The 13976-nt window shown below is 36.2% G+C and carries 7 protein-coding genes and 1 pseudogene; all 8 read left to right on the top strand.

The window, feature by feature from the left end; all coding sequences use genetic code 11:
• Nucleotides 1-387: pseudogene (locus VLC96_RS12965) on the top strand (hypothetical protein); the annotation flags it as partial.
• A gap of 204 nt (nucleotides 388-591) precedes the next feature.
• Nucleotides 592-2247, top strand: a complete 1656-nt coding sequence (locus VLC96_RS12960) for an arylsulfatase (protein WP_325263539.1) — start codon at nucleotides 592-594, stop codon at nucleotides 2245-2247.
• A 529-nt stretch (nucleotides 2248-2776) separates the two neighbouring features.
• Nucleotides 2777-4123 carry an LLM class flavin-dependent oxidoreductase gene (locus tag VLC96_RS12955; protein ID WP_325263537.1) on the top strand — a complete coding sequence of 449 codons (1347 nt, stop codon included), beginning with the start codon at nucleotides 2777-2779 and terminating at the stop codon, nucleotides 4121-4123.
• A gap of 45 nt (nucleotides 4124-4168) precedes the next feature.
• Nucleotides 4169-5575, top strand: coding sequence for an MFS transporter (locus VLC96_RS12950; RefSeq protein ID WP_325263535.1), 1407 nt, complete (start codon nucleotides 4169-4171; stop codon nucleotides 5573-5575).
• Nucleotides 5576-5816: 241 nt separating this feature from the next.
• Entirely contained in the window at nucleotides 5817-7163 is a 1347-nt protein-coding gene (locus VLC96_RS12945) for an LLM class flavin-dependent oxidoreductase (RefSeq protein ID WP_325263532.1), read from the top strand.
• A 704-nt stretch (nucleotides 7164-7867) separates the two neighbouring features.
• The gene (locus VLC96_RS12940) at nucleotides 7868-11020 is read left to right on the top strand and encodes a SusC/RagA family TonB-linked outer membrane protein (protein WP_325263529.1); all 3153 of its coding nucleotides are present in this window, start codon (nucleotides 7868-7870) and stop codon (nucleotides 11018-11020) included.
• 19 nt (nucleotides 11021-11039) lie between these two features.
• Nucleotides 11040-12509, top strand: a complete 1470-nt coding sequence (locus VLC96_RS12935; RefSeq protein ID WP_325263527.1) for a RagB/SusD family nutrient uptake outer membrane protein — start codon at nucleotides 11040-11042, stop codon at nucleotides 12507-12509.
• A gap of 24 nt (nucleotides 12510-12533) precedes the next feature.
• Nucleotides 12534-13976: arylsulfatase (locus tag VLC96_RS12930; protein ID WP_325263526.1), on the top strand; the 1443-nt coding region annotated here is incomplete at its 3' end.

Here is a 13976-nt window from a genome sequence, read left to right as displayed (position 1 = left end):
TTTGCTTCTGGTTCTGAATTTGATGGCTTAAGTTTGTTTATCAAGGATGGAAAATTCATTGTAGCCCATAACTCCGGAAGTATCATTAAGCATTTGGAATCAAATATTCCAGTGCCTGTCGGAAAATCAAAACTTAAATTTGAATTCAATTATATTAAACCTGCAAAAGGCAATAAAGACAGAAATCTTCCAGCCGGAACAGAGTCCATATATATCAATGATCAAAAGGTGGCAGAAAGACCAATTGTGGCTTCCGAAGGCAGAATAGCTGTTTATAAAGACGGTATTGATGTAGGTGCTGACCGAAATTCTCCAGTTTCGGATAAATACAAGGTTCCATTTAACTTCACTGGGAAGTTGAATAATGTTACTATAGAATATAAATAAATTTACCAATAAAAGCGATCAATTAGTATGGATTGGTCGCTTTAGTGTTTTTTAAAAAGCGAAAGTGATAATGGTTGCGGTTTCTAAGCGTTTTTGGATTTTATATCAAAAATGTTTTTGGTATTCCTTTTAGAGACAATAACTATTTCAAAATTTATAGTGATTCAAACACATAAAAAATAACCAACATAAAATTATAATACGATGAATAGAAGATTAATTAAAATTTTGTTGTCTTCACTGCTGATAAGTGCAATAGGTTCTTATGAATCGAACGCTCAAACCACTGCTTCAAAACCAAATATCATTTTGATTGTGGTTGATGATATGGGCTATTCTGACTTGGGAAATTATGGCTCGGAAATTTCGACTCCAAACCTGGATAGATTAGCAACTCAAGGAACACGATTACGGGAATTTTACAATAACTCCATTTGTGCGCCAACAAGAGCTTCTCTTTTAACTGGACAATATCAGCACAAAGCCGGAGTGGGTTATTTTGATGTTAACTTAGGATTGCCGGCTTATCAAGGATATTTAAATAAAGAATCTTTGACGTTGGGGGAAGTTTTTCGCTCGGGAGGTTACAGTACTTTAATGTCCGGAAAATGGCACGTAGGCTCTGAAGACAAAGCCCAATGGCCAAATCAAAGAGGTTTTGATAAATTTTACGGAATTTTAAAAGGTGCTTCCAATTATTTTGATACCAAACCAATGGCTTTCGGAAAAACTCCCTATCCGGTTGCGTTGATCAGGAATAATGAGCAACTGCATCCCAAAGACGATTCCTATTATTTTACAGATGAGATAGGCAATAATGCGGTGACTTTTCTAGACGAGCAGGACAAAGAAAACAAGCCTTTCTTTTTGTATTTAGCTTTTACGGCTCCGCATTGGCCTTTGCAGGCAAAACCTGTTGATATTGCTAAATACAGAGGTAAATTTGACGAAGGCTGGGATGTTTTAAGAGAAAAAAGAATCAAAAAACTTAAAGAGAACGGTATTTTATTAGCAGACCAAACGATTGCCCCAAGAGATCCTGAAGTACCAGAATGGAATAAACTAACCTATGATGAAAAACAATTTTGGAAAGCCAAAATGGAAGTATATGCCGCAATGGTTGACAACATGGATCAGAATGTCGGAAAGGTTTTAGACAAATTAAAAGCTTTGAAAAAAGATAAAAATACGTTGATTGTTTTTATATCTGATAACGGTGCACAAGGAGGTTTCAATACTTACAATCCTTTAGGAAGAGGTCTTGTTAGAAACGATGGGCCAATTGGAACTTCGGGCTCATTCGACTATCAGGAACAAAACTGGGCTTATTTATCGAATACTCCTTTGCAGGATTATAAAAACAATATGCACGAAGGAGGTTTCAGTTCTCCATTTATTGCCTGGTATCCTTCAAAAATCAAAGCGGGAAGAATTGATAAAGGAACCGGACACCTCATAGATCTAGCGCCCACTTTCTATGAATTGGCAGGCATTGAATATCCTAAGGAACTGAATGGTGTAAAATCAAATCCGTTGCCGGGAAAAAGTTTATTGCCTGTTTTATTTGATGGCGCTTCCGAAGTAAATCGTGGTGCTCCTATATTCTGGGAAAGAGCCGGAAACAGGGCTGTACGAGACGGTAAATGGAAGTTGGTTTCTACCTATCCGTCCTATCAATGGGAACTTTATAATTTGGAAAACGACAGAGGAGAAACAAACAACGTTGCACAACAAAACCCAGGCATTGTAAATGATCTCTCTTCAAAATATTTTGATTGGGCAGACAAGACAGGTGTGGTTGAGTACAGTAAGTTCAAACAAAAGAATGAATTTATTCCTGGTGCAGCTCCTAGGAAATAATTTAAATAGGGGAATTATTTATTAGCATTAGCAAAAACCATTTAAAGACAGAAAGATAAATAGTTAGTGTTTATTTTTTCTGTCTTTTTCGTTTAAATATATAAAAATATATTATTAGAGATAAAACATTACAAACTTGCCTTGTTTTAAGAATCTGTATTTCTGCAGTCTTTTAAAAAAAAATTAAAAAAAAATTGGTTTTTAACATTTTAAGTTTAACTTTGTCTATAGAATTAGTAGAATTTAAATTATAAAATAAACTAATACCAAAAATTGTGAAAACCATCAAAAACACCTCTTTTTTGATCATGCAAGAATCTTTGTCTTTCGGCGTACTTAGTCGAATATGTTGTTGCTGTTAGTGTTTCACTCGCATGTTAAATCTTAAAGCAATTTATTCCCATTCGAGATAAAAAGTCATTCCTGCGGCAATAGAAATGGCGAAGTTTAGAAAGAAATGTTCATCTCAAAAAAAGGATAGAAAGTTAATCAATCAACCTTCGAGGATCCTTTATTTATAATAGAAAATATGAGTAATATAGAAAAAAAAAAATTACGGCTAAATGCCTTTTTGCTGGGAACAGGGCAACATGTTGCAGCTTGGCGTCATCCTAAATCTGAGGGCAATGCATATTTTTCTCCAGAACATTATAAAAATTTAGTTCAAATTGCAGAACGCGGAAAGTTAGATGCCGTTTTTTTTGCAGATCTGGTTGGGTTCTTAACTACTCCTAGTGATGTGAGCTCACAACGCGCTACACCCTTAGCTTTGGATCCTCTAACACTACTGTCATATCTGTCTGGTTTTTCTAAAAATATCGGATTAATATCGACAGTATCAACTTCTTATTTAGAACCTTATCATTTGGCTAGAAAATTTGCTTCGTTAGACATAATAAGCGGCGGACGAACTGGCTGGAATTTGGTAACATCTGCTACGGATGTTGAAGCGCAGAATTTTGGATTGGATAAACAAAGAAATCACGCCGACCGGTATAAAATCGCCAGAGAATATGTAGATGTAGTAAAAGGGCTTTGGGACAGTTTTGAAGATGATGCTTTTGAATTTAATAAAGCCAATGCAAGAGTTTACAATCCAGAAAAATTACACGAACTCAATCATAAAGGGGAGTATTATTCCGTGAAAGGACCGGCAAATCTTCCAAGACCGATTCAAGGATATCCTGTAATGGTACAGGCAGGATCTTCTGTTGATGGACAGGAACTTGCTGCCGAAACTGCCGAAGTAGTTTTTACCGCTCAACCTACTTTATCAGGAGCTATTGAGTTTTACAAAGAGATCAAATCGCGTTTAGCAAAATATGGCAGAGCCAAAGATGAACTGCTTATTTTACCAGGATTGAGTCCGGTAATTGGCAAAACCGAAGCCGAAGCTAAAGCAAAGTATGATGAATTGCAGGAATTGATTCCTGAAGTTTCCGGAAAAGCCTTTTTAGGATTGGTAGGAATTGACTTTTCAAAATATAGCCCTGACGATCCTTTCCCTGAAATTCCTATAACCGAAGGACCCCAATCGAGACAAAAATTAATTGCCGATATGGCAAGAAAGGAAAACTTAACGATTAGACAGGTATATCAACGGCTCGCCGGAGCAAGAGGTCATCTCGTAATTTTTGGTACACCAACTTCTATTGCTGATCAACTCCAGGAATGGTTAGAGAAAGAAGCTGCTGATGGATTTAATATCATGCCTCCCTTATTGCCAAGTAGCTTAGAAGAATTTGTTGACTTGGTAATACCTGAATTACAAAAAAGAGGATTGTTTAGAATGGAGTATGAAGGAAAAACTCTCCGTGAAAACCTTGGACTCAAAAGGCCTGCAAATCAATATTTAGCAAAAGCGGTTGAAAGTTAGTACACACTAGTTTCCGATCAATACATAATATAAAAAAATCAAACAATGAGTACACAATTAGATTATTCAGTTACAGTAGCAACAGAATATCATATAGAACAAAAATCTCAAAAAGTAGTAACCGATTATTTTGATAGCGTAGAAGTGAACTTTAAACAAAAGTTAATCATTTTCCTGCTTGCATTCGGCTTGTTTTTTGATTTTATGGATACCACCAACTTCTCGATCGTGACACCCTTTCTTGTAAAGACTTGGAATATTACCCTTGATCAGGTGGGTTATATAAACGCATCTTTCTTTATCGGAATGTTTTTGGGAGGTATTTTGGGTGGATATCTGGCGAATCATTTCGGTCGTAAACCTATTATTTTAGGAAGTATTTTTCTGTTTTCTGTTGCCTCTGTTTGTAATGGATTTTCAAACGGCTATCTTTCTTTTTTGATTCTCAGGCTTTTTACCGGAATTGGTTCTGCGAGCTTAATTGTGGTGGCTAATTTATACCTGGCAGAAATTCTTCCGAATAAAAGCAGAGGCAGGTGGTTATCGCTTGTTTTCGGTCTGGGATTTTTGGCTGTTCCTTTGATAAGTATCATAAATAAGTATATTGCTGTAAATGGTGATGATGCCTGGCGAATCCTTTATTTCCTGGGCGGACTTGGAATTGTAGCCTTTGCTTTAGGACTCGTTTATATTAAGGAATCACCTCGTTGGTTAGTGACAAAGGAACGAGTTTCCGAAGCAGAATCAATAATTAAAAACCTCACAGGATATGAAGCTGATTTGAGTGGAAAAACCAATAAATCAGCCACTAAAGTTTCGGTAATAGAGGTAATAAAAGAAATATTTAAAAAAAATCATATTAGAAAAACGGGGGTATTGATGTCTATATTTTGGCTTGGTTATCCCAGTTATTTAACTTTGATTTATTGGCTTCCAGTATTGTTTTCACAAAAGGGATTTTCTTTAGAGGATACAAACAATTTTTCTGTTTTTTTTGCTGTATCACTTTCTATAGCTCCTTATTTTGCTGCTTTGATATCTGATTGGGGTGGCCGAAAATGGGTTATTGTAGCCCTTTATGCATTAGCAGCACTATTTGCAGTTATCTATGGGCAATTAGAAACAAAAACAATCATTTTTATTTTCGCATCCCTTTTGCTTTTTGCTGTACAGTCAGTTACTCCAATCACTTCTACCTATCTTACGGAACTTTATCCTACTCACCTTCGCAGTTCTGCTGTTGGTTTTATTTATAGCATCAGCCGTCTTTTTGTGGCTTTTGTACAATTGCTTATCGCCAAAATAATTGCAGGATATGGACAAATAGGTGTGTTCATTTACTTGGGATTTACCTTCATAGTACCAGCAATATTAGTTGCAATTTGGGGAATAAAAACCAGTGGACAATCCCTCGAAGCGATTGAAGGGAACGAAATACAATCGTCAAACTAAATAACCTGAGTTCGATTATTCAATAATTAATTATTTATTGGATATCCTGCAAGGTTTTTTTCAACCTTGTAGGTGTTGAGATTGATGAAAGATACCTACAAGGTCTCGAAAAAGACCTTGCAGGACATTAAGTGAAATGATTTATTTATAAATAAATTTATGTTGGATTAATCGAACTCAGGTAAATAATAAATTAACGGAAGAACATCTATTTGATATAAAATTTATAAAACATATAATCATGGCAAATAATACTAAAAAACAACTTCGCTTAAATGCATTTTTATTGGGAACAGGACAGCATATGGCCGCATGGAGAGACGCACGTTCTCTTGAGGGAGGGAATTTTTCACCTGAGCATTTTAAAAATTTAGCCCAGATCGCTGAAAGAGGAAAATTTGATGCCGTTTTCTTGGGCGATGTAATAGGTTTTGCAGAAAACACTCCTCTTGTTCGCTCACAAAGTCCTAGTACATTAAGTTTAGATCCACTCACCTTGTTGGCATATATTTCAGCTTTTACTAAAGACATAGGTTTAATTTCTACTGTTTCTACCTCTTATTTAGAGCCTTATCATTTGGCACGAAAATTTGCCACGCTTGATATTATCAGTAACGGTAGAGCAGCTTGGAATTTAGTCACTTCCGGAACCGATTTTGAAGCGCGTAATTTTGGTTTGGATCAGCAAAGAAAACATGCAGACAGGTATAAAAGAGCTACGGAATATATACAAGTAGTAAAAGGCCTTTGGGATAGTTTTGAAGACGATGCTTTTGAATATGACAAACGCAATGCACAATATTATAATCCTGAAAAATTGCATGAGCTAAATCATAAGGGTGAATATTATTCTGTACAAGGTCCTTTGAATGTTAAGCGGCCAGTTCAGGGACATCCTGTTGTGGTACAGGCGGGCTCTTCTGATGATGGGCAGGAATTGGCGGCAGCTACGGCAGATGTTGTTTTTACAGCGCAAAATAATTTAAAAGATGCCATTGCTTTTTATTCAGGATTAAAGTCACGTCTGGCAAAGTATGGTCGTTCTGAAGATGAATTACTCATTTTACCGGGTCTTAATTTTGTAATCGGAGCAACGGAAGATGATGCTAAAAGAAAGTTTGATGCCATTCAGGAGTTGATTCCTGATGCTTCCGGCAAAGCTTTTTTAGCCATTTATGGCATTGATGTTTCCAATTATAATTCAGATGAACCTTTTCCTGAGCTTCCATTTACCGAAGGAGTTAAATCGAGACAACAATTAATTGCCGATTTAGCTAAAAGAGAAAATTTAACGATCAGACAGGTTTATCAACGCTTTGCAGGATCTCGCGGGCATTTGGTGTTACACGGCACACCAATAACTATTGCTGATCAAATAGAAGAGTGGTTAGATAAAGGAGCAGCGGATGGATTCAATTTGATGCCGCCATTGTTGCCAAGTAGTTTAGAAGAATTTGTTGATTTAGTTGTACCCGAATTACAGAAAAGAGGAATATTCAGAACGGAATATGAAGGCAAAACACTCCGTGAGAACTTAGGATTGGAGAGGCCTGTAAATCAATATTCTGTTAAAACTGTTGAAAATTAAAAGCTAAAAATAATTGCAAAATTATTTTATGAGTTTGGTTAGTTGGTTTTTTTAATTAGGTTTTAAAAGTGTAGAATGCTACTGGTTATAGCATTTTGCACTTTTTTTGTTTGATATAATTAGTGGATAAAATCCTTCTCAATTAACATTCTTAATTTACTGAAAATGAATTAGTTGATTATTAAATTCTTTTTTTTAATCTTCTAATTAACAATTTATTAGCCAAAAGTTATATTATTTTTTGGTAGTTAATATTTTTAACTTACATTTGTCTATAGAAATAGTAGAATTTAAATAAACGTATAAATCACTAATACTAATATTTTGAAAACAATCAAAAATACTTCTTTTTTGAGCAAGCAAGAATCTTTTTCATTCGATACTCTTAGCCGAATGTGTTGTTGCTGTTAGAGCTTTCAATATATACCCAATTATCATTTTCCGAATAATCTTTTTAAAATAATTTATTGTAACCGATAAATTATTTTGGATGCTTGTTTATATAACTTTTCCTGAAAAAAAATTGATACTAACTAATTAAAATAAAAACAAAATGAAAATAATAATGTGTTGTAGCTAAAAAAAAGCCATTTCTGCGGCAACAGAAATGGCGGGCTTAAAAAAAATGTATCGTTAAACGGAAAATGATAATTGATAAAATCAGTTTTCAAACTCCTTATTTTATTAAAACCAAAAACAAAGTAATGAAAAAAATATTATATAATCTTTCGTGGTTAGCAATTTTTATGATTTCGTTTGGAATCTACGCACAAAAGACAACACCTCTTATACAGTCAAAACTTGTTGGAACTGTAATTAACAAAGTCACAAGTCAACCAGTTCCAGGAGCTTCTGTAACTATTTCAGGAACTACTCACGCGGTGGTGACAGACTCAGAAGGTAAATTTTATTTTCAAACGGGTCAGAAATTTCCTTACACATTAATCATTAGTTACGTTGGGTACAAAAGAGCACAAGTTATAGCTGATGGAAGTCCCATAACAATTGAACTGGAAGAAGATATTCAGCAGCTTAAAGATTTAGTAGTTGTAGGATATGGTACCCAAAGTAAAAAAAATATAACTGGATCGGTATCTTCTATACCAAAAACAAGTTTAAATCAGGTAACTTCATCAGCAGATAATTTACTTCGAGGAGCGGTTCCAGGAGTGGTTGTTACCCAAAGTTCAGGCCAGCCAGGCGCTTCTTCAAGTGTCAGAATTCGTGGAGGAAACTCCATTACCGGGGGTAACGAACCTTTGTATGTTATTGATGGAGTTTTAGTATATAACGACAATAATAATTCTTCTACAGGTATTGCGCTTACAGGGGCAGGGGTAAATGTTTTGTCAACTTTAAATCCATCTGATATTGAATCGATTGAAGTTTTAAAAGATGCTTCGGCCACTGCGATTTATGGTTCACGCGGGGCTAACGGTGTTATTTTAATTACTACTAAAAAGGGTAAGAAAGGACAAAACATTATCACTTATCAGGGATATTTTGGATTTCAGAATGTTACAAAAAAGCTAGATTTACTGAATGCTAGTGAATGGGCAACCTTGCGAAATGACATTCAGACTGGTATTGGCCAAACACCATCTTTTACACCTCAACAAATAGAAGATTTAAAAACAACTGGTAATTATGATTGGCAGGATGCCGCCTTTGTAAAATCGGCTCCTATTCAAAACCATCAATTGAGTTTTTCAGGTGGTGATGATAGTTCAAGATATTCGGTTTCGACAAACTATTTTAAACAGGATGGTATCATTATTGGATCTGATTTCAGAAGGCTTTCTTTAAGAGTAAACTACGAAAAAGACGTTAGCGATTTGTTTCGATTTGGAGTTACTGCGACTGTAACTAATTCGGATTTTAATGGTATGAGTGCTAATAGTACTAGTTCAGCATTAATTGCTCCGAATACACTTGCCGGAGCACTATTAACATCACCTGTCGTACCTATAAAAAATCCTGACGGTACATATAACGTTAAAAACAATCCTTATGTAGCTTCTATAAATGGTTATGTTTCAAATCCAATTAACGATTTAGAAAACACTATAAATGAAACCAAAATAAACAGAACATTAAGCTCTTTATGGGGAGAATACAAACTTGCAAAAGATCTTGCTATCAAATCAACTGTAAATGCAGATGTAATTTCTACCAAACAAAATTATTATGCACCATCAAATACTACCAACGGCTTTGAAACCAAAGGGTATGCTTCAGTTGGAAATAAACTAATTGGTTCTGTTTTAAATGAAAACACATTAAATTATAATACTGATTTTGGTGGAGATAAACATTATTTATCTGCCTTGGCCGGATATACTGTTCAATATTCTAAAGGAGAAGTATCCACTGCAGGTGCCACAAATTTTGTGAATGACTTGAATGGATACAATTCATTACAGGACGGAACACCAATTAAACCAACTAGTGATGCAACCGAAAGTGTTCTGCAATCCTGGTTAGGAAGGGTAAACTATTCACTATTGAACCGTTATAATTTCTCTGTTTCAGGACGTGCCGATGGATCATCAAGGTTTGGTTCTAACTCAAAATGGGGATTTTTTCCTTCAGCAGGTTTTTCATGGAATATTACCGAGGAAGATTTTGCTAAAGACATCAATGGTGTAAATAACATTAAATTGAGACTGAGTGCGGGAACAACCGGAAATCAGGAAATTGGAGATTATCTTGCCTTAGCCTCTTTAGGATCTGTAAATTATTCTTTTGGAGGAACTATTTATACGGGTTTTGCCCCTACACGCTTGTCTAATCCAGATTTGAAATGGGAGAAAACAACCCAATACAATACAGGTCTTGATATCGACTTCCTTGACAAAAAAATTAGCCTTGTTTTAGATGCATATTACAAAAAAACAACTGATTTATTGGTAAATGTGCCTATACCAACGATTTCTGGTTATGTTTCTGTTTTACAAAACATTGGAGCAGTTGAAAACAAAGGATTTGAAGTTGGTATTAATACAGAGAATATTAAAACGGATAGCTTCTCATGGAATACAAATTTCAATTATTCCCTTAACAAAAACGAAGTATTAGAAATTGGAAATGGAGTACAGCAGTTCTTCCCTATAACTCCAAGTGGTGTATTGACTTTACAACAACCGGTTATCGTAAAAGTAGGTGAGCCTTTGGGAACATTTTGGGGTTACAAAACAGATGGTATTTTCCAGAATCAGGACGAAGTTAATGCAGGACCAACACTAAATGGTGTTGCAAATACAAAACCAGGAGATAGAAGATATAAAGACATAAGCGGTCCAAATGGTGTGCCTGACGGAAAAATTACTGCTGCATACGACAAAGTAAACTTAGGAAGCGCTCAGCCAAAATTTGTTGCGAGTTTGAATAATACTTTGGTTTACAAAGACTGGGATTTGAATTTGTTTTTTCAAGGAGCCTTTGGAAACAAAATCTACAATGCGATCAATCAGCAATTAGAAATTCCAACTTTGGGTAACAATGCTGCAGGTGCCTTAACAGATCACTGGACAACAACAAATCCAAGTGAAGAAATTCCGAGAGCAGCAAATTCTCCTGCTACAGTAGTATCTGACCGTTATATTGAAGATGGTTCATACATCCGTTTAAAAACAGTTACGCTGGGTTATTCTTTACCAAAAAGCATAGCATCAAAACTCAGAACCAAAAGCGTCAAATTTTATGTTTCAGCCCAAAATTTAGTTACATGGACCAATTACAGTGGTTTTGACCCTGAAATAAGTTCATACGGGCAAAGTAATTTGTTGCCAGGGATTGATTATGGAGCTTATCCAACTTCAAGAACATTTATAAGTGGTGTTAATGTCACTTTTTAATTAAAAAATAATATTCAAGATGAAAAAAATATTCATACTCCTGATAAGCGCGAGTCTTTTGATATCGTGCACTGATTTAGATGTTGTGCCAACATCATTTATTACCAAAGAAAATTTTTACAATACAGATGACGATGCTATTGCGAGTGTTACTGCAGTCTACGCTTCATTAAGTTATGATGGAGCTGAACAGAGCCTTTTTGGTAGAAATCTTTACTTTTTGACAGATATGGCTACAGATTATGCCGCAGCCGGAGCATCAGCTATTAATCCAAATGTTCGTGCTCTTAGTGGATTGACTTATGATGCAAATACCGACAGGATTCAGGTAGCATGGCGACAAATTTACAGCGGTATCAGCAGAGCCAATGTTGCTATTGATAATATTCCGAAAGTACAGGGGACAGAAGCTTTAAAAACAAGATTGATAAACGAAGCTAAGTTTGTAAGAGCATTACTTTATTTTCATGCTGTTCGTTTATGGGGAGCTGTTCCGTTGGTTTTGCATGAGCCTACAACTTTGAATATCGAAGGTTTAAAAGCAGGTCGAGCTACTGTAGATGAAGTATATGCTCAAATTATTAAAGATTTGACAGATGCCGAAGCATTGCCTGCAACTTACACGGCAAATAATGCGGGACGTGCTACATCCGGAGCTGCAAAAGCAATTTTAGCAAAAGTATACCTGACAAGAAAAGACTGGGCAAATGCCATTTTGAAATCCAAAGAAGTAATTAACGGTGGATACGGATATGGTCTTTTTACTAATTTTTCAGATATTTTTAATAAAACCACCAAAAACGGAAAAGAGCATATATTCTCTGTTCAGTTTGAGCCAAACCAGGCTGGTAGCGGAACAAGCGGAAGCACTTTTATGAGAGCCGCTTTTGCCGGATTTGCGCCTGTAGAACCTGCGGACATTATCTCAGATGTGAGTTTATATTATGACATCTATGCCGCTGGGGATACCCGTAGAGATGCGACTTATGCAAAACAATTGCTAAATCCAGCAACAGGTACTTTATATACTTTTCCAAAACCTATTTTCAGAAAATATCTGGACGTTACTATTTTGTCCAGCGGTTCAAACGTATCTATTAACTTTCCGATTATTCGTTATGCGGATATTTTATTAACGCTGGCAGAAGCTATAAATGAGCAAGGAGCACCAACAGCCGAAGCTTATGAAGCGATTAATAAAGTACGAAGAAGAGCATTTGGAAAACCAATTGACACTCCCGATGCGACTGTTGATTTAGCTGGATTAACCCAAGCCCAATTTAGAGAAGCCATTTTTGTTGAGCGTACCAAAGAGTTCGTACAAGAAGGACAACGTTGGTTTGATTTGGTTCGTTGGGGAAGATTAGTTTCTGAAGTTAAAAAAGTGCCAGGAAAATCAGCCGTTTCTGAAAGAAACAATTTATACCCAATTCCCCAAAGCGAAAGAGACCTAAATCCGGAAGGATTGCCACAAAACCCAGGATATTAATGAGCAACCATAAAAAAAATAATTATGAAAAATTTTAAAAACATTAGTACAATCAAAGGCTCTAAAAATGGGCTTTTGATTACTGCATTGTTAATTGCACAGCTTGGTTTTTCGCAAAATAAGTCAGACGCAACTTATAAAGGCGTTGTTGGCAAAACATTGGCTGAGTCCAAAGAATATTGGCCAGAACCTGTAAAAGCGCCTGCCGGTGCTCCAAATATTGTTTGGATTTTATTGGACGATGTAGGATTTGGGGCTTCAAGTGCCTTTGGAGGATTAATTGAAACACCAACTTTTGATGCTTTGGCAAATAATGGATTGCGTTATACTAACTTTCACACTACGGCAATTTGTGCCCCAACCCGTGCGGCATTATTGACCGGAAGAAACTCAGGAAGAGTTCACGTTAGCGGTTTCTCTCATACTATTTTATCAGCAGGTTTCCCGGGTTGGGACGGAAGAATTCCATCGGATAAAGGAACGATTGCAGAGATTTTAAGAGAGAATGGTTATAACACTTTTGCAGTAGGTAAATATGGAGTGACTCCAGATGAAGATGCCACCGATGCAGGACCGTTTGACAGATGGCCAACCGGAAAAGGATTTGATCATTTCTTTGGTTTCTTGGGTTCTCAAACTGATCAATACAATCCTGATTTGGTGGAAGATCAAGCACATGTAAAACCTGATGGAAGACATTTGACCGAGCAAATTACGGATAAAGCGATTGGTTATATTAAAACTCAACAAAAAGCAGCGCCGGGGAAACCTTTTTTCTTGTATTATGCTCCTGGAGCAGTTCATGCACCACACCAAGTTGAGGAAAAATGGGTAAAACCATACGAAGGAAAATTTGACGATGGCTGGGATGCCTATCGCGAAAAAGTATTGGCTAACCAAAAGAAATTGGGCGTAGTTCCTGCCAATGCCGTATTGCCGGAACGCAATGCAATTATCACAGCTTGGAATAAATTAACTCCAGACCAAAAGAAAGTATATGCTCGTTTCATGGAAGTATATGCCGGATATTTAACTTATACCGACCACGAAATTGGTAGAGTGGTCAATTATTTGAAGGAAAACAATCAATTGGACAACACTTTGATTTTTGTTGCAATCGGTGATAACGGAGCCAGTAAAGAGGGAACTCAGGTGGGTACAATCAGCCAAAATCTGTTTGCGCAGGGAGTAACTGATGAGCAAAATTTTCAAAGCAATTTAAACAATATTGGAGAAATTGGTACTGCAAAAGGTTTAAATACCAATTACCCGTTAGGCTGGGCGCAAGCAACAAATGTGCCTTTCAAAAACTGGAAACAAGATGCCCATTCCGAAGGAGGAACACGCAATCCTTTGATTGTTTTTTATCCAAAATTAATTAAAGACAAAGGCGGAATCAGAAACCAATACAGCCACGTAACGGATATTCTTCCTACGACATTGGAAATTGCCGGAATCAAAGCTCCT

It is taken from the genome of Flavobacterium sp. (assembly GCF_035456085.1).
Taxonomy (GTDB): domain Bacteria; phylum Bacteroidota; class Bacteroidia; order Flavobacteriales; family Flavobacteriaceae; genus Flavobacterium.
This window is presented reverse-complemented; position numbering and strand designations above follow the sequence as displayed.

Coding starts and splice junctions, on each gene's coding strand:
- VLC96_RS12960 (WP_325263539.1), top strand. CDS start 592: ATGAATAGAAGATTAATTAAAATTTTGTTGTCTTCACTGCTGATAAGT.
- VLC96_RS12955 (WP_325263537.1), top strand. CDS start 2,777: ATGAGTAATATAGAAAAAAAAAAATTACGGCTAAATGCCTTTTTGCTG.
- VLC96_RS12950 (WP_325263535.1), top strand. CDS start 4,169: ATGAGTACACAATTAGATTATTCAGTTACAGTAGCAACAGAATATCAT.
- VLC96_RS12945 (WP_325263532.1), top strand. CDS start 5,817: ATGGCAAATAATACTAAAAAACAACTTCGCTTAAATGCATTTTTATTG.
- VLC96_RS12940 (WP_325263529.1), top strand. CDS start 7,868: ATGAAAAAAATATTATATAATCTTTCGTGGTTAGCAATTTTTATGATT.
- VLC96_RS12935 (WP_325263527.1), top strand. CDS start 11,040: ATGAAAAAAATATTCATACTCCTGATAAGCGCGAGTCTTTTGATATCG.